The organism is Polymorphospora rubra (assembly GCF_018324255.1).
Classification (GTDB): Bacteria; Actinomycetota; Actinomycetes; order Mycobacteriales; family Micromonosporaceae; genus Polymorphospora; species Polymorphospora rubra.
Genome location: NZ_AP023359.1, coordinates 177,625 through 193,530, shown reverse-complemented (window position 1 = coordinate 193,530; position 15,906 = coordinate 177,625). Strand labels below are relative to the sequence as shown.

Sequence of the window (15,906 nt, the reverse complement as noted above, 5' to 3'; positions counted from 1 at the left end):
GGGTGTGCCCCGCGGCCGGTTCAGCGCGGGGTGACCAGGACGACGACGACCAGGATCCAGACGGCGGCGAGGGTGAAGCCCAGCGGGGCGACGTAGCGGTTCATCGGTGGTTCTCCGGTGGCGACTGGCGTGTGGACGTGGGGACACGCTGGGGGCAGTCGCGGCGGGGCGGCTCGCGGTGTCCGCACACGGGACCGGCCCCGACGGCGGTCGGGGATCGGTGGATGCGGCGCGAGCGGGTGCGGGGCCGGCTCAGGCTGGGTCGGAACTCAGCGGAGCGGACCGTCGGCCCGGCCACGACTGAGAGGATCGCTATTTCGCACAGCGATCACCTCCATCGGTCGTGGCCGTGCGGAACCGTCGCTGATGCTACACCCGGGCGGCCCCCGTCCGGCGCCCCCGGCTCCGCCGACACGCGCGGCCGGACGGGGGCGGGTTACTGCTTACCTGCGGGTAGCGCCTAGTGTCCTTCGCGCACCGTCCGAAGAACCGCTGGAGGAGTGACCGTGGCGCGTACCGTGCTGGTGACCGGGGGAAACCGGGGGATCGGGCTGGCCATCGCCCAGGCGTTCGCCAAGCAGGGTGACCGGGTGGCGATCACCCACCGGGGGCGCTGGGCCGGTGCGGCCGACAGCGACAGCGGTTACCACGAGGGCGTGTTCGGGGTCCGCTGCGACATCACCGACAGTGCCGCCGTCGACGCCGCCTTCACCGCCGTCGAGGCCGAGCTGGGGCCGGTCGAGGTGCTGGTCGCCAACGCCGGCATCACCGCCGACACGCTGCTGCTGCGGATGTCGGAGGACGACTTCACCAGTGTCATCGACACCAACCTCAACGGGGCGTACCGGTGTGCCAAGCGGGCCGCCGGCAAGATGCTGCGCGCCAAGTGGGGCCGGATGATCTTCATCTCGTCCGTGGTCGGCCTCTACGGCGGTCCGGGCCAGGTCAACTACGCGGCCAGCAAGGCCGGTCTGGTCGGCGTCGCCCGGTCGATCACCCGCGAGCTGGGCAGCCGTAACATCACCGCCAACGTGGTCGCCCCGGGATACATCGACACCGACATGACCGCGGCGCTGCCCGACGACCGCAAGGCCGAATACCGCAAGCTGATCCCGGCCGGCCGGTTCGCCGACCCCGACGAGGTCGCCGGGGTGGTCACCTGGCTGGCCGGCGACGGCGCCGGCTACATCTCCGGCGCCGTCATCCCGGTCGACGGCGGCCTCGGCATGGGTCACTGACGAAGACGGAGGATCTGTACGTGTCTGGACTGCTGGCCGGTAAGCGGCTGCTCGTCACCGGCGTCATCACCGACGCGTCGATCGCGTTCTCGGTCGCCAAGCTGGCCCAGGAGAACGGTGCCCAGGTCGTGCTGACCGGCTTCGGCCGGATGTCGCTGGTCGAGCGGATCGCCAAGCGGCTGCCCGAGGCCGCGCCGGTGATCGAACTCGACGTCACCAACGAGGAGCACCTGGCCGGCCTGGCCGACAAGGTGCGCGAGCACGTCGACGGCCTCGACGGGGTCGTCCACTCGATCGGCTTCGCCCCGCAGAGCTGCCTCGGCGGAGGCTTCCTCAGCGCGCCGTGGGAGGACGTGGCGACGGCACTGCACGTGTCGACGTACTCGTACAAGTCGCTGGCGATGGCGGCACTGCCGCTGATGGGTCCGGGCGGGGCGGTCGTCGGACTGACCTTCGACGCGACCAAGGCGTGGCCGGTCTACGACTGGATGGGCGTGGCCAAGGCCGGTCTGGAGTCGGCGTCCCGCTACCTGGCACTGCACCTCGGCCCCAAGGGCATCCGCAGCAACCTGGTGTCGGCCGGCCCGCTGCGCACCATGGCGGCGAAGTCGATCCCCGGCTTCGAGCAGTTCGAGGACGCCTGGGCCGACCGGGCCCCGCTGGGCTGGGAACTGACCGACCAGGAGCCGGCCGCCCGGGCCTGCCTGGCGCTGCTGTCCGACTGGTTCCCGGCCACCACCGGCGAGATCGTGCACGTCGACGGCGGATACCACGCCCTGGGCGCCTGACCGGGCGGTGAATCCCGCCACGATCGCCGCCGACCGGGCCGCCCTGGCGCCCGGCCGGCGGCGGCGCGGGACAGAATGGGGACCATGCCGTACGACGCACTGGTGGTGGTCTCCTTCGGCGGGCCCGAGCGCCCCGACGACGTGCTGCCGTTCCTGGCCAACGTGACCCGTGGGCGGGGCGTGCCGCCGGAACGGCTGGCCGAGGTCGCCGAGCACTACCAGCACTTCGGCGGGGTGTCGCCGATCAACCAGCAGTGCCGTGACCTGATCGCCGCGATCCGCGCCGACCTCGCCGCGAACGGTGTCGACCTGCCGGTCTACTGGGGCAACCGCAACTGGCACCCGATGCTGGCCGACACCGTGGCGCGGATGCGCGACGACGGCGTACGGCACGCGCTCGCCTTCGTCACCAGCGCCTACGCCGGCTACTCGTCGTGCCGGCAGTACCTGGACGACATCGCCGCGGCCCGCGCGGCCGTCGGACCCGACGCGCCCTTGATCGACAAGTTGCGTCAGTTCTGGGACCACCCCGGGTTCGTCGAACCGCACACCGACGCCGTGCGCGCGGCGCTCGGCACCCTCGACCCGGCCCGCCGCGACAGCACCCGGATCGTCTTCACCGCCCACTCGATCCCGACCTCGATGGCCGCGGGCGCCGGCCCGGACGGCGGCCGCTACGAGGCACAGCTGCACGAGACGGCCCGCCTGGTCGCCACGGCCGCCGCCCCCGACCTGCCGTACGACCTGGTCTGGCAGAGCCGGTCCGGGCCGCCGCACGTACCGTGGCTCGAACCGGACGTCAACGACCACCTGCACCAGCTGGCGACGGCCGGCACGACCGCGGTCGTGGTCAGCCCGATCGGTTTCGTCTCCGACCACCTCGAGGTGGTGTGGGACCTGGACACCGAGGCCGCCGCCACGGCCAAGGAGGTCGGGCTGGACTTCGTTCGGGCCGGCACCCCGGGCACCGACCCGAGGTTCGTCACCATGGTCCGCGAACTCGTCGCGGAACGCGGCGTCGGCGCGGCTCACCCGGGTGACACGGCTCCGCAACGCCGGCTCGGTACGCTCCCGGTCTGGGACACCTGCCCCGGCTGCTGCGCACCCGCCCGCCGACCGTGACACCGTTGGAGACCCGATGAGCGACCGCAAGCCGGTGGAGAGCTGGCTGACCGACATGGACGGCGTGCTGGTGCACGAGGGCCAGCCGGTGCCCGGCGCACCCGAGTTCATCAACCGGCTGCGCTCGTCCGGCAAGCCGTTCCTGGTGCTGACCAACAACTCGATCTACACCCCGCGCGACCTGCAGGCCCGGCTCACCCGGATGGGCTTCGACGTGCCCGAGCACGCCATCTGGACGGCGGCGCTGGCGACCGCCCAGTTCCTCGCCGACCAGCGGCCGGGCGGCACCGCGTACGTCATCGGCGAAGCCGGCCTGACCACCGCGATGCACGCGGTCGGCTACATCCTGACCGACTTCGCCCCCGACTACGTGGTGCTCGGCGAGACCCGTACCTACAGCTTCGAGGCGATCACCAAGGCGGTCCGGCTGATCAACGACGGGGCCCGGTTCATCTGCACCAACCCCGACCCGACCGGCCCGTCGATCGAGGGCGCCCTGCCGGCGGCCGGCTCGGTCGCCGCGATGATCTCGAAGGCGACCGGGGTCGAGCCGTACTTCGTCGGCAAGCCCAACCCGATGATGATGCGGTCGGCGCTCAACGTGATCGAGGCGCACTCGGAGACGACGGCGATGATCGGCGACCGGATGGACACCGACATCCTGTGCGGCCTCGAGGCCGGGCTGGAGACGGTGCTGGTGCTGACCGGCATCAGCACGCGTACGGAGGCGGAGCGCTACCCGTACCGCCCGTCCCGGATCGTCGGCTCCGTCGCGGACCTGATCGACGAGATCTGACCCAGCCACCCCGCCCCCGCTTGCCCGGTCCGTCGCGTGGTCCCGGCCCCGCCGGTCCGTCGCGTTGATCAAGGAGTTGTTGAGCGACAAAGGGGTGGTTTGTGGGCACGACTTCTCCGTGATCGTGGTGGTCGTCGCGTCGGCATCGGAACATATCGGGCAATCGGCCCTGGCGGCCGACGGTGTGGGCCTGCCCTGGGCGCGGTATTGCTGTCGCGCCTCACAGCGAATTCACTGTTCGAACAGCGAGTTCGCTGTGGGCGGCAACAGCATCAAGGTGCCCAGGCCGTTCCAGCCCGCCGCCCTGCTGGGCGGGTTCGCCGACAGTCGACCTACGGCCAGCGGTCGCCGGCCGCCGACATACGGCCAACGGCAGGCGACACAGGGCCGCCGGCGGCACGTTGCCCAACCGCACCGCCCGTCGCCCATGCCCGGTCGACCGGGCTGCCCTACGCGCCGAGCCGGACCCGCAGGCGGGATCAGACGGCCGGCATCGCGCTTCGGAGGCGCTCCGGAACAGGCGGCCAGGCCAGCGCCGACCAGCCAGCGCCGACCAGCCAGCGCGGGTCAGGACCCAGCGCCAACCCGGCAGCGCGCCAACCCGGCCAAGCGCGCCAACCCGGCCAGGCCAGCGCCGGCCTGCCAGCGCCGACCCAGCCAGCCGGTCGGGCCAGCGCCGGCGAGTCAGGGCCGGCGCTCGCCGGGCAGCGTGGAGCGGAGAAGGGGCACAACCCCGGGCGTCGAGAGGCGTCAGGCGCTCAATGGGGCGTTGCAGGCGGCGGCCAGGGCGCGTCGGCAGGCGGTGGTCAGCGGGCGCAGTGCCGCGTCGCGCTGCTGCGCCTCGTAGCCGTTGATCGCCCCGCCGGGCGCGACGTGCTCGGCGAGCGCGAGCACCCGGTCGAGCACGCTGGCCCGGGCGAACAGCCGGCGGGCCCGGGGGTCGAAGCCGGGCGGCAGGTCGGTGGCGCTGTCGGGCTTGCGCAGCGCCGCCAGCGCGCCGGCCAGTTCGGGGCGCCAGTGGGCCACGTCGAGGCGGGTCAGGATGGCGGTCGCCTCGGCCAGGGCCGTCGACAGGTCGGCTTCGGCCTCGGCGGCGCTGGGGTCGCCGAGGCCGGCGGTGTGCGCCTCCTCGGGCAGCGGGTAGACCCGCCACAGCACCGTCTCGAAGGTCATTCCGGAGCCGGAGGTGTGGCTGCGTACCTCGGGGATGAGCCCCAGGCCGCGGGCGACGACGGCCTCGCCGGCGACCAGGGCGGCGCCGGCGAACGGGCCGGGGCCGGGCAGGCCGCGCGGGTCGCCGGGGGCGGGCAGGGCCAGCCGGATCTCGTCGGGCGACAGCTTCGACAGCGTGGACAGGGCGTCGCGGAGCGGCAGGTCGGTCCAGGCGCCGGGCGCGTCGGCGACCAGGTGCTCCTCGTCGCCGGCGATCTCGTCGGCGATCTCGTCGTACGGCACCAGACCGGCTCGCCACGCCCGTACCCAGGCCACGAACCGGCTCGAACGACGCACAGCGAGGGTCGCCGCGCCTGCTGCGGGGGACATGCGAGCAAGGGTACGTGGTGGTCGCCGGCCCTGTCTCGACAGCGGCGCGTCGAAATGACCGCCGGGTGGCGGCCGGCTAGCGTCGGCGGGATGTATGGGGAGGACGTGCTGGCGGGCGACTGGCGGCGGCGACGGGTGACGCCCGAGGTCGACGCCGATCCCGACCTTGTGGTCGAGGACGCCGATTCCGGTTTCTGCGGTGCGGTCGTCGGGTTCGAGTCCGGGGCGGTGGTGCTGGAGGACCGGCACGGCCGGCGCCGCAACTTCCCGTTGCTGCCGGCGGCGTTCCTGCTCGACGGCCGCCCGGTGACGTTGCGCCGGCCGGCTCGGGTGGAGGTGCCGGCCGCCCGGCGGCGTACGGCTTCGGGATCGGTGGCGGTCGCGGGCGTCCGGGCGCAGGTGGCCAAGGCCAGCCGGATCTGGGTCGAGGGCATCCACGACGCGGCACTGGTCGAGCGGATCTGGGGCGACGATCTGCGGATCGAGGGCGTGGTCGTGGAGCCGCTGGACGGCATCGACGACCTGGTCGCCGAGGTACGCCGGTTCGAACCCGGGCCGGACCGGCGGCTGGGCGTGCTCGTGGACCATCTCGTGGCGGGGTCGAAGGAGAGCCGGATCGTGGCCTCGGTGACGTCGCCGTACGTGCTGGTGACCGGGCACCCGTACGTCGACGTGTGGCAGGCGGTGAAGCCGGCGAAGGTGGGTATCCGGGCGTGGCCGCAGGTGCCGCCCGGCCGGCCGTGGAAAGAGGGTGTGTGCGCCGCCCTCGGGGTGGCCGAGCCGGCCGACATGTGGCGGCACATCCTGGGCCGGGTGGACAGCTTCCACGACGTGGAGACGCCGCTGATCAACGCCATGGAGCGGTTGATCGACTTCGTGACCGTGCCGCAGGACTGAGCGCGCCAGGGCTCATCCCGCCAGGGCTCATCCCGCCGGGACTCACCCCGCCGGGCCGTTCCGCCGCGGCCCCACGTCACGCCAGCCGGTCGGGGTCCCGGGTGAAGACGAACGTGGCGATGTCGAGGGCCCGGGCGGTCCCGTCGGGGTCGCGGCGGACGGCCAGGATCTCGCCGTCGTTGCTGCCGGACCGGCCGCGCCAGCGGTCGGTGTCCTCCGGGGTGAACCGCCACGGCGTGGCGGCCGGCTGGTCGATCCGGCTGAGCACGAGTTCGCCGTCGCGCCACGCCGCCTGGACCTCGCGGCCCATCCACCACCAGCGGCCGGTCAGGTCGGCGGCCTCGGCCGGCGGCGGTGCGGCGTTGGCCCGCCACGGCCGGGGCGGCTCCGGCTCGGCGTCGAGCACCAGGGTCAGCAGGTGCTGGGCGAGCCCGCCGAGGGAGGCGTCGCGTAGCCCGTACGCGTTGGCGTAGCCGACGACGGCGGTGCGCGACGGGCGGTGCACGGCGAGGGCGGCGAGGTAGCCGGGCATCGAGCCGCCGTGTCCGACGTACACCCGGTCGCCGTCGCGGTAGAGCTCCAGACCGAGGCCGTGGCCGCTGGTCCACGAGTCGAGGTCGCTGATGACGACCGGCGCGGTCATCTCGGTCAGCGTCGCGGGGGCGAGTACGGCGGGGTCGGGGTCGGCGAGGAACGCCGCCCAGCGGGCCAGGTCGGCGGTCGTCGACCAGAGCTGCCCGGCCGGTGCCATCGCGCCGGTGTCGGTGCGTGGTTCCTCGCGCAGTGTCTCGTGCCAGGGGTGTACGACGTAGCCGCGGGCGAACGGCTCGGTCGGGTGGTAGGTGGTGCGGTGCAGGCCGAGCGGTTCGAGGAGCCGGCTGCCCAGCACGGTCGCCCACGGCTGTCCGGTGATCTGCTCGACGACCCCGCCGAGCAGCCCGTACGCCAGGTTGGAGTAGTGGTAGGTGCGGTGCGGCGCATAGGCGAGCTTGTCGGCGGTGACGTCGCGCAGCAGGGTGTCGAGGTCGGTGCCGGCGGACCGTTCCCACCAGTCGCCCTCGGGTTCGCGCTGCAGGCCGGCGGCGTGGCCGAGCAGTTGCCGCAGGGTGACCGCGCCGACCGGGGTGCCGGGCAGGTGTCGCTCCAGCGGGTCGTCGAGTCCGATCCGGCCCTCGTCGCGCAGCTGCATCAACAGTACGGCGGTCATCGTCTTGCTGATCGAGCCGATCCGGTACTGGCGGTCCGGATCGGGATCCGGCTCGTCGCCGGCACCGGCGAAGTGGACCATGGCCCCGTCGCGGACGACGGCCATGATCAGCGACGGTGCCCGGCCGTTCGCCTGGGTCCGCGCGACGGCGGTGTCGATGCGTCGTTTGGTCTCGGGAAGCAGCGACACGATGGCGGGACTCCTCGGCTCGAACGGCCCCATCACGTTACCGCCACGGTCAGAAGTGGTCTCCTGTTGCCTTTACGTGACACGATCGATGGGTGGAAGCTGTGCTCTGGATCGTGTTGGGTGTCGTGCTGGCGGTGGCCGAGATCTTCACCGTGAGCCTGTTCCTCATCATGTTCGCGGTCGGCGCGTTCGCGGCCGCGGGCGCGGCGGCGCTGGGCGCCTCCGTGCCGGTGCAGGCGTTGGTGTTCGCGGTGGTGTCGGCGTTGACGTTGGTCGCCAGCCGGCCGGCCGTGCGCCGGCACCGGGAGAAGACGGCGCAGACGGACGACGACGGGTTCGGCCTGCAGTCGATCGAGGGGGCGAACGCCCTGGTTCTCGAGCAGGTCGACGCCGATGGTGGAATGGTCAAGATCGACGGAGAGATGTGGACCGCGCGGTCGTACGACGGCACCCAGGTGTTCGAGCCGGGGGAGCGGGTCCGCGTGATCCAGGTGAAGGGCGTCACGGCCCTCGTCTGGCGCGACGACATCTGAAGGCGGCGCCACCGGGTGCCGCGTACGAATGACGGCGGTGCCGCGGGCGCCGCGCCAAATATGAAGAGGTGAGCGCATGGAACTCGTGATCGCGGTCGTGTTCGGGGCCATCGCCCTGATCACGGTGATCACCCTGATCCGCGCGGTGCGGATCGTTCCGCAGCAGCGGATGGACGTCGTCGAACGACTGGGCAGATACAAGAAGACGCTCGGCCCGGGGCTCAACCTGCTGGTGCCGTTCATCGACGCGGTACGGACCAAGGTCGACATGCGGGAACAGGTGGTCAGCTTCCCGCCCCAGCCGGTGATCACCTCGGACAATCTCGTGGTCTCGATCGACACGGTGCTCTACTTCAAGGTCGTCGACCCGGTGCGGGCGACGTACGAGATCTCCAACTTCCTGCAGGCCATCGAGCAGTTGACCGTCACGACGCTGCGTAACGTCATCGGCTCGCTCGACCTGGAGCGGGCGTTGACCAGCCGGGAGGAGATCAACCGGCACCTGTCCGGCGTACTCGACGAGACCACCGGCCGGTGGGGGATCAAGGTCACCCGGGTGGAGATCAAGGCCATCGAGCCGCCGCCGAGCATCCGCGACTCGATGGAGAAGCAGATGCGCGCCGAGCGGGACCGGCGGGCCGCGATCCTCAACGCCGAGGGACACAAGCAGTCGCAGATCCTGTCCGCCGAGGGTGAGAAGCAGGCGGCGGTGCTGCGCGCCGACGGTGACCGGCAGGCCCGCGTGCTGCAGGCCGAGGGGCAGGCCAAGGCGATCCGGACCGTCTTCGACGCGATCCACCAGGCCAACCCGAGCCAGAAGGTGCTCGCCTACCAGTACCTGCAGGCGCTGCCGCAGATCGCCAACGGCCAGGCCAACAAGGTCTGGATCGTGCCGGCCGAGCTGACCAAGGCGCTCGAGGGACTCGGCGGCGCGCTCGGCGGCCTCGGTGCGATGGTCGGCGACGCCCCGTCGAAGGAGGTCGACTCCGGCGCCGTCGAGCGGGAGGCGGCGGCCGCCGCCGAAGCCGCCGCCGCCGAGGCGCAGCGGGTCAACGACGAGGTACGCGCGGCGGAGGCGCAGGTGGGTGGCGGCAGCCAGCAGGCCGGCGTCGCGGGGCAGCCGGGTCTGCCGGCGGCGCCGCCGGTGACTGCGGCCGACTTTCTGAAGAACTCCACACCGGACCGCGAGCAGGGCTGAGGTTCATACAGCTCAGGGCGGATATCCGAGAACCGGTCACGTTTCGACCCGGCACCTGTCACGATCGTCTTTACGACCGGTCAGGTGCCGGTGCCGGTTCCGGCGCCGACTGTCCGAAGACGATCGGTCGGCAGGTGCCGGGCACCGGCGGGCTGCCCGGCCGCGCGGAAGGCCCCGAGCCCATGAAGAACAATGCCAGGCACAGTCGTCCCTCGTTCCTGTCCTCCTCGACCGCGCGGACGGCGCCGCTGCGGATCGTCACCCGGATCGATGCCGGCCTCGCGGTGCTGACCGCGGCCCCGGCGGCGACCCCGGCCAACCAACCGGTCACCAACGCCACCTGGGCGTTCTCCGTACGCCGGTTCGTGCGCCTCGCGGTCTGGGCGACACCGGCGTACGCCCTGCTGTACGGACTGGTCACCGTCGGCAGCCTCGACGGCGGGCCGGCGCCGTACCTCGAACACGGGTCGGCGCTGCACCTGCTCGGCTGGGTGGCCGCCGTCTGGCTCGGCCTGGTCGCCCTGGTCGCGCTGGCCGGGGTGCAGGTGTCGGCCCGCACCCGACGTACGGCCGCAGCCGGGCTGATGATCGGTATCGCCGGCGCCGCCCTGATGCTTCCGTTCGCCACACTGCCGGCCGACACGGCGGTCTACGGGCTGGACGCCGGAGCGGTGACGCTGGCCGGTGCGACCGTGTTCAGCATCGGCTGGCTGGTCATGGGCTGGGCGGTACGGCAGTCGGGGCTGTTCAACCGCAGTGACGGGGTGCTGCTGATGCTCGCCGCCCCGATGCTCGGTGTCGCCGGGCTCCTCATCGGTCCACTTCAGACGGTCGGGGCGCTGCTGGCGCTGGCCGGCGGCATCGGTGTCGCGGTCGGCACCGGGCGGCTGATGCCGTCGGCGGCGAGGTCCGCGTCGACGGAACCGGTCGCCGAGGTGGGGACGGCCACCATCGCCGACGTCCTCGCCGGGCCGGAGCCGGCGTCCGGGGCGGTGGCGTCCGGGGTGGCCGGGCCCGATCCGGCGGTTTCCGGGGTGGCCGGGTCCGGTGCGGCGGCGTCCGGCCCTGCGGTCGCCGGTTCGGCCAGGGTGCCGGCGGCGAGCGCGGTGGCGGCCGGGGCGGTCGCCGCCGGGGCCAGCGCGGTCGCCGCCCGGGTGGCCACCCACGGCAGCCTCGCCGCTCCCTGACCGGTCCCGTGGCGCGGCCGATGCCCACGGGCCCGTGATCCACCCGGTGGTGGTGGGTCACGGGCCCGCACTCACGGTCGTCGTGATCGTCTGCGGCTCAGGCACTCCCGGCCCGGTGTGTCGGGTGTCTGGACCGCAGACGATCGAGGCAACGGGGACGCCGGCCGGCCGACCCGGTGCCGGTCCGCCCCGTCGCGGTTCGGCAGAATCGGCGGGTGCCCGTCGAGCTGATCACCGACCCCGACGACGAGCGGATCGGCGACTACCGTGCGCTGACCGACGTCGAGTTGCGTACCCGCTGGGAACCGCCGCACGGCCTGTTCATCGCCGAGGGCGAGCTGGTCCTGCGCCGGGCGCTGCGGGCCGGCTACCGGCCAAGGTCGTACCTGGTCGACGCCAAGCGGGTCGAGCAGCTCGGTGACACCGGGGACGCGCCGGTCTACGCCGCCAGTCAGGACGTGCTGGAGCGGGCCACCGGGTTCCACGTACACCGGGGGATGTTGGCGTCGTTCCACCGGCGCGAGCTGCCGACGGCGGCGGAGGTGCTCGCGACGGCCCGCCGGGTCGCGGTCCTCGAGGACGTCAACAACCACACCAACCTCGGCGCAGTCTTCCGCGGGGCGGCGGCCCTGGGCATCGACGGGGTGCTGCTGTCACCGTCGTGCGCCGACCCGCTCTACCGGCGCAGCGTACGGGTCAGCATGGGCGAGGTGTTCGCGGTACCGTACGCGACGCTCACGCCCTGGCCGGACGGTCTGGAACAGGTGCGCGCGGCCGGTTTCACGGTGCTGGCGATGACCCCGGCCGCCGACGCGGTGCCGATCCAGCGGCTGACCGCCGAACAGCGGGCCCGGGCCGCGCTGCTGCTCGGCGCCGAGGGGCCGGGACTGTCCCGGCAGGCGCTGGCGGCCAGCGACGTACGCGTCAGCATCCCGATGCGCCGCGGTGTCGACTCCCTCAACGTCGCCGCCGCGGCCGCCGTCGCCTTCTGGGAACTGGGCCGAGACGACCCCCTCCCCACCTGACCTAACCTTGATCCGCGTGATCAGGGGCGTGGCGGTGCCCTGACGCCGACCGACACAACCCTGCGGAATCCGGGGAGTGCCACACCCTTCGGCGAACCGTGACTCCGGTGACCGTCTGCCGGGGGAGTGTTCAGTCCGGGTGGCTGGACCGAGGATCGATGACCATGGACTTGTGTTGCGGATCGGGTGAGAGCCAGCCCGTCGCCCGGTCGTCGGGAAGGAGCGCCGACCAGTCGATTCCCTCACGTGACCGGGTTACGGGGGCGAGGAGCAGGACGAACCTCCATGGCTCCTGTCCACTGAGTCCGCACCACGCCCGACCGCGGATGCACGGCTGCTCACCCAGCAGGTCGTACTCCTCGGCGACGAGGCCGTCGCACCAGTGACAGCGGAGGTGTTTGTCATCGAAGCCCTGGAGCTCCCTGCAGATGCGGAACTCCAGCCGCTCCCAGAAATCCTTCTCGTCCATTGCCCCTCGCTGGTCCGCATTACGGATTCCGCACCATCCTGCACGACGCGATCAGGAGGAACCTGTGCCGGGGAGGGTGAGCGATATGTCGGGAACCGGGGGCCTTGCTGATCTCAAGCTCGTTGCAGCCGGCGGCCCTGCTCGGATCACCTTCGAGCCGCTGGGAATCGCTTATGAGGTTGCGCAGGACGACTTTGTACTGCTGCGACTTGAGGTCGGCGTGATTGCCTCGATTGAAATCAATGTTTGGCAAAATGGAATCTCTGTATGGCCACCCTATCCGGGTGACTCCGAGTACATAATTCTTGATTCTGGTGGAGATGAGCTGATACGACTGTGGTGAACTGCTCGCGTCGGTTCGCCATGATCGGGGCCGTCCGGGATCTTGACTGAAATGCGAGGTCGAGATCGGTCAGGCGGTCATGACTGCGCTGAAGTGACCGGCTACCCGTCGGCGATGGACTCCGCGTTCTCGGTACCCGTCCACCTCGATCACGCGTATGCCCAAGGCGGTGGCGCGCAGAGTGGCGTCTGCGGCAAGGATTCTGTCGCGTCGGCGAACAGGGCCCCGAAGCTGCCCCTCAGGGCCACGGACAGCGAACGGCCGGATGATGTCTCACCGCGGGCGGCACACCGCGAACCGGGCCACCCGCATGTTTGGGCAGGCTGACGGGTGCACCCGTCGGGTGGACGGTCGGTCCGGAGGGTCAGTGGTCGCCCTGGTCGTCGTCGTGGGCGTGGGCGTGGCGGACCGTACGTTGCTTGCGCCGGTGGTGTCGCTCGAGGATGTCCACGGCACCGTGTGCCTCGGCGCGTAGCCGGGCCGCCTCGTCGGCCGGGATGGCCGGGTCCATGCGGTCGGCGAGGGCGTCGATGGCGGCGGTGAGGCGGTCGATGGGGCGGTCGATGCGGGGCATGTCCATGATGGTGGCACGGGGTCTGGTCGCGGTCACCGCACGGACCCGCGTCGTTCGAGCGCGCCGGGGAGGTGGGGCACCGGTCACCCGCGCGTCATGGGAGAGCCGGGCCGGGACACCCGGTGACGACACCGGGTGTCCCGCACTCCGCACGGCGACCCGTGGTCGAAACGGGGACGGGGCGGAAGGTCGTGAGCCGCCCGCTCTGCCAGGCCGGAGCCTCCTCCGGCTCTCTGAGCTACCACCGTGTCCGCACAGCGTGCCGAACGTGTCTCCGCCACGCAACACGGTTTCGGCGTCGTAGCAACCGGAAAACACCACCCTGGTGGTGGCCTCGCCAGCCGGTGCGTCACGCCTGGCCGGAGAACACGCCGATCTGCCGCAGGACCGACGCGAGCAGCGGCGATGACACCGTCACGCCGTGGACCAGATCAGGCGCCGGCTCCGGCAACTCCGTGAGGTCCTGCCGGTACGGCTGCGTCCATCCCGTTGCCTCCGGATCCACTCCGTGCTGTCGGCACACCTGCCGTACCAGCTCGGCGGGGCAATCGTCGTCGCCCAACACCACATCCCACGGCAACGGCAGATCGGCCCACACCAGCACGTCGATGTGCTGGTCATGCCCTTCCCGGGCGTGCCACGCCGCCACGTCCGCGGCCACCAGCGCGGGAACCTTGCCGGGGCAGGCCCCTTCGACCAGGTCGTCGTAGCCGAGGCCGCGGGTTAGATTCAGCCATCCGATACGTGCCTGGTTGAACGCCCGCGATGCCGCGTTCCAGGTTGAGGAGTCGTCCCCGGCACGCACCACCATCCGCAGCGGGTCGCGGTTGACGTCGAAACACTCCCGCAGTGCTCTCGCGCATGCCGCCATCTGCTCGTAGTACCGGCCCAGCAGCTCACCGCACTCCGCGTCGCTCAACATGTCCAGCACCCGCCACCTGGTCAAGACGGACGCCAAGACCTTCGGCCGGCACGTCGGCGCGGCCAGCGCCCCTTCCAGCAGCGCCTCCGCCAGGCTGTCCATCGGGCGGGTCTGGCTGGCCGATGTGAACCGGGTCCGCAGGTTCAACCGCGCGACGTAGTACGCCGTGAACGCCGCCGACGCCGGACACGCCAGGAATTCCTCCTCGGTCACCAGATGCGCCAGCCGCGCCTTGCCGAACGCCACGGCCGTCTCACGGTCCCGCTCCGCCGTCAGCACCCCGGTGCGCTGTTGCAGGTGCAGTACCGCGCGTACGGCCCGCCGGTAGGTCCGCACCGACACCCCCGGTAACCGGTCCCGACGCGTCGACGCGTCCATCCGACCACGTGCGTCGACGTGGCCGCCCCGGTCACCGCGAGGCCCGGAGGGTTTCGGCAACCGGTGGTACGTCCCGCCGAACCAGGTCACCGGAACCGGACGGCGACGCGCCGTAGGTCGGGCCGGCCGCAGTTCTCCGTCCGGAAGGCCCAGCAACTCCGTCGCCCAGCCCAGCCAGAGCCGCAACGAGGCCGGATCCGCCGGGGCTGCCACCGGTACCGGCACCTCGACCGTGGCCGCCACCGCGGTCATCGCCGCCGTAGCTGCGGAATACGCCCGCTCCAGCCCCGGATGGCGGCGCCACACCGTCGGCATCGACGACCCCACCAAGCCGTCGAAAACCCTGCCCGCCCCTTGTCCCGCCCGCTCCCGGCGCATCAGCCCGTACAGGTCCCGGGCGCCGACGGCGCTCAACCACCGCTCCGCCCGCAACCGCACCAAGTCCACCGCGACGTCCTGCGGCGTCCGGCGCTCCCGCAACCCTCGATATAGGCCCCGCAGGATCTCGTCCTCGGTCCTCTCGGGCTTCACCGATGCCCTCCCATGTCGGCCCGCAGAACGGCGATCGCCACCCGTCCGGACGCCGACCTCATCGGGCCAGCCAACCAGTATCAGCCCTGCCACACCAGCCGTCCACCGGTTAAGGACCAGGCACCGGGGAGGGACCCGGATGGTCCAGGACAGGTGCGCACCTTGCCGTCGAGGGTGCGTGCCAGGTGGAGCTAGCGTCGGCGGGGTGGTTGACGACGACTTCACGATCAAACTGACCCGCGATCAGGCGTTGGTGCTGTCCGACTGGCTTTACCACAAGATGGGGACGGCGGAGTTCGACAGCCTCGTGAATCAGGACCGCGCCGTGTGGTCGCCGCTGCACCGGATCGCCGGCACATTGGACACCTCGCTTGTAGAGATCTTCATGCCGGACTATGCCGGTCGTCTCGACGCCGCCCGGGAACGGTTGCTGGACAGCCTCGGCGACGTCGGACGGCCGCCGGACGAACCGTGACGAGGGACGGCGCGTGAGAGAAACATCGATGAGCGCCCGGACCGTTGCAGCCAGGCCCTCAAGGCGTACACCTCAAGGGCCAGGACCCGACGTCGGTGCCCTGCCGCTCGGGTGGACGCCCGTCGTGGTGGTACTACCCGGGCTGTTTCTCAGTTCCGGGTGTAGACGGTGAACGCCCAGGAGGCCACCGTGCCGTTCTGCCAGATGTATGCCTTGCACGGCCCCGGGGACGTGTACGAGGTGACGTACGCTGGCCGGGCCGCGTTGCACTTGGCCTTGGTCGGATAGAGAGGGCTGCTGTAGGCGGCGTGCGCAGGCGCGGCCAGGCTGATCACCAGACCGCCGGCCATCGCACCGGCAGCTACGAGACTGCGGACGCGGGGGCGACGCAGGAAGTTCGGCACGGTGTTCTCCAGTCGTGGTGGGCGGCCGTCGTGGCCCGCAGGATCACCAGCAGCCTAGGTGCGGCTCTCGCTCCCTCCCAGGTCAACG

General features: G+C 71.8%; 18 protein-coding genes. 11 read left to right on the top strand and 7 right to left on the bottom strand.

The genetic code is table 11. The annotated features are described in order from the left end of the window. Window positions 1-20: 20 nt before the first annotated feature. Window positions 21-188 (bottom strand): hypothetical protein, encoded by a 168-nt coding sequence (locus Prubr_RS00870; RefSeq protein WP_212828985.1) that lies wholly within the window; start codon window positions 186-188, stop codon window positions 21-23. A 318-nt stretch (window positions 189-506) separates the two neighbouring features. Here Prubr_RS00870 and Prubr_RS00865 point away from each other — a divergent pair, with 318 nt between their 5' ends. From Prubr_RS00865 to Prubr_RS00850, 4 genes are all read left to right on the top strand, one after another. Further along, complete coding sequence (locus Prubr_RS00865; RefSeq protein WP_212820663.1) at window positions 507-1,238, top strand: beta-ketoacyl-ACP reductase; 732 nt, start codon at window positions 507-509, stop codon at window positions 1,236-1,238. Between the two features lie 20 nt (window positions 1,239-1,258). Further along, complete coding sequence (fabI, locus tag Prubr_RS00860; protein ID WP_212820661.1) at window positions 1,259-2,026, top strand: enoyl-ACP reductase FabI; 768 nt, start codon at window positions 1,259-1,261, stop codon at window positions 2,024-2,026. 84 nt (window positions 2,027-2,110) lie between these two features. Continuing rightward, window positions 2,111-3,148 carry a ferrochelatase gene (locus tag Prubr_RS00855; RefSeq protein ID WP_212820659.1) on the top strand — a complete coding sequence of 346 codons (1,038 nt, stop codon included), beginning with the start codon at window positions 2,111-2,113 and terminating at the stop codon, window positions 3,146-3,148. Between the two features lie 16 nt (window positions 3,149-3,164). Next, entirely contained in the window at window positions 3,165-3,944 is a 780-nt protein-coding gene (locus tag Prubr_RS00850) for an HAD-IIA family hydrolase (protein WP_212820657.1), read from the top strand. Between the two features lie 750 nt (window positions 3,945-4,694). Here the strand turns inward: Prubr_RS00850 and Prubr_RS00845 are convergent. Further along, entirely contained in the window at window positions 4,695-5,486 is a 792-nt protein-coding gene (locus tag Prubr_RS00845; RefSeq protein ID WP_212820655.1) for a hypothetical protein, read from the bottom strand. Between the two features lie 90 nt (window positions 5,487-5,576). Between Prubr_RS00845 and Prubr_RS00840 the strand changes: the two genes are divergently transcribed. After that, window positions 5,577-6,383, top strand: a complete 807-nt coding sequence (locus Prubr_RS00840) for a DUF3097 domain-containing protein (RefSeq protein WP_212820653.1) — start codon at window positions 5,577-5,579, stop codon at window positions 6,381-6,383. Window positions 6,384-6,459: 76 nt separating this feature from the next. On the opposite strand, the gene Prubr_RS00835 is transcribed toward Prubr_RS00840, so the two are convergent. After that, window positions 6,460-7,779, bottom strand: a complete 1,320-nt coding sequence (locus Prubr_RS00835) for a serine hydrolase domain-containing protein (protein ID WP_212820651.1) — start codon at window positions 7,777-7,779, stop codon at window positions 6,460-6,462. A gap of 92 nt (window positions 7,780-7,871) precedes the next feature. Between Prubr_RS00835 and Prubr_RS00830 the strand changes: the two genes are divergently transcribed. The 4 genes from Prubr_RS00830 (at window position 7,872) to Prubr_RS00815 (ending at window position 11,722) form a co-directional block, all read left to right on the top strand. Next, window positions 7,872-8,312 (top strand): NfeD family protein, encoded by a 441-nt coding sequence (locus tag Prubr_RS00830; RefSeq protein WP_212820649.1) that lies wholly within the window; start codon window positions 7,872-7,874, stop codon window positions 8,310-8,312. Between the two features lie 76 nt (window positions 8,313-8,388). Next, window positions 8,389-9,510, top strand: a complete 1,122-nt coding sequence (locus tag Prubr_RS00825; RefSeq protein WP_212820646.1) for an SPFH domain-containing protein — start codon at window positions 8,389-8,391, stop codon at window positions 9,508-9,510. Between the two features lie 182 nt (window positions 9,511-9,692). After that, complete coding sequence (locus Prubr_RS00820; RefSeq protein ID WP_212820644.1) at window positions 9,693-10,697, top strand: hypothetical protein; 1,005 nt, start codon at window positions 9,693-9,695, stop codon at window positions 10,695-10,697. Between the two features lie 176 nt (window positions 10,698-10,873). Continuing rightward, window positions 10,874-11,722, top strand: coding sequence for a TrmH family RNA methyltransferase (locus Prubr_RS00815; protein WP_246568188.1), 849 nt, complete (start codon window positions 10,874-10,876; stop codon window positions 11,720-11,722). 130 nt (window positions 11,723-11,852) lie between these two features. Here the strand turns inward: Prubr_RS00815 and Prubr_RS00810 are convergent, their stop codons facing one another. After that, a complete protein-coding gene (locus Prubr_RS00810; RefSeq protein WP_212820640.1) occupies window positions 11,853-12,191 on the bottom strand; it encodes a hypothetical protein in 339 nt (112 codons plus the stop codon). A gap of 85 nt (window positions 12,192-12,276) precedes the next feature. Here Prubr_RS00810 and Prubr_RS00805 point away from each other — a divergent pair, with 85 nt between their 5' ends. Next, the gene (locus Prubr_RS00805) at window positions 12,277-12,534 is read left to right on the top strand and encodes a hypothetical protein (RefSeq protein ID WP_212820638.1); all 258 of its coding nucleotides are present in this window, start codon (window positions 12,277-12,279) and stop codon (window positions 12,532-12,534) included. A 364-nt stretch (window positions 12,535-12,898) separates the two neighbouring features. Here Prubr_RS00805 and Prubr_RS00800 read toward each other — a convergent pair whose 3' ends face one another. After that, window positions 12,899-13,108: a hypothetical protein gene (locus tag Prubr_RS00800; protein WP_212820636.1), complete on the bottom strand. Its 210-nt coding sequence runs from the start codon at window positions 13,106-13,108 to the stop codon at window positions 12,899-12,901. A gap of 349 nt (window positions 13,109-13,457) precedes the next feature. Continuing rightward, the gene (locus tag Prubr_RS00795) at window positions 13,458-14,939 is read right to left on the bottom strand and encodes a hypothetical protein (protein ID WP_212820634.1); all 1,482 of its coding nucleotides are present in this window, start codon (window positions 14,937-14,939) and stop codon (window positions 13,458-13,460) included. A 205-nt stretch (window positions 14,940-15,144) separates the two neighbouring features. On the opposite strand from Prubr_RS00795, the gene Prubr_RS00790 reads away from it, so the two are divergent. Continuing rightward, a complete protein-coding gene (locus tag Prubr_RS00790) occupies window positions 15,145-15,414 on the top strand; it encodes a hypothetical protein (protein WP_212820632.1) in 270 nt (89 codons plus the stop codon). A 149-nt stretch (window positions 15,415-15,563) separates the two neighbouring features. On the opposite strand, the gene Prubr_RS00785 is transcribed toward Prubr_RS00790, so the two are convergent. Beyond that, a complete protein-coding gene (locus Prubr_RS00785; RefSeq protein WP_212820630.1) occupies window positions 15,564-15,818 on the bottom strand; it encodes a hypothetical protein in 255 nt (84 codons plus the stop codon). Window positions 15,819-15,906 lie beyond the last annotated feature (88 nt).

Bases quoted from the DNA above. Each gene is read 5' to 3' on its own strand.
- Prubr_RS00855 (WP_212820659.1), top strand. From the start codon at position 2,111: ATGCCGTACGACGCACTGGTGGTGGTCTCCTTCGGCGGGCCCGAGCGC.
- Prubr_RS00850 (WP_212820657.1), top strand. From the start codon at position 3,165: ATGAGCGACCGCAAGCCGGTGGAGAGCTGGCTGACCGACATGGACGGC.
- Prubr_RS00845 (WP_212820655.1), bottom strand. From the start codon at position 5,486: ATGTCCCCCGCAGCAGGCGCGGCGACCCTCGCTGTGCGTCGTTCGAGC.
- Prubr_RS00840 (WP_212820653.1), top strand. From the start codon at position 5,577: ATGTATGGGGAGGACGTGCTGGCGGGCGACTGGCGGCGGCGACGGGTG.
- Prubr_RS00825 (WP_212820646.1), top strand. From the start codon at position 8,389: ATGGAACTCGTGATCGCGGTCGTGTTCGGGGCCATCGCCCTGATCACG.
- Prubr_RS00820 (WP_212820644.1), top strand. From the start codon at position 9,693: ATGAAGAACAATGCCAGGCACAGTCGTCCCTCGTTCCTGTCCTCCTCG.
- Prubr_RS00810 (WP_212820640.1), bottom strand. From the start codon at position 12,191: ATGGACGAGAAGGATTTCTGGGAGCGGCTGGAGTTCCGCATCTGCAGG.
- Prubr_RS00805 (WP_212820638.1), top strand. From the start codon at position 12,277: ATGTCGGGAACCGGGGGCCTTGCTGATCTCAAGCTCGTTGCAGCCGGC.
- Prubr_RS00800 (WP_212820636.1), bottom strand. From the start codon at position 13,108: ATGCCCCGCATCGACCGCCCCATCGACCGCCTCACCGCCGCCATCGAC.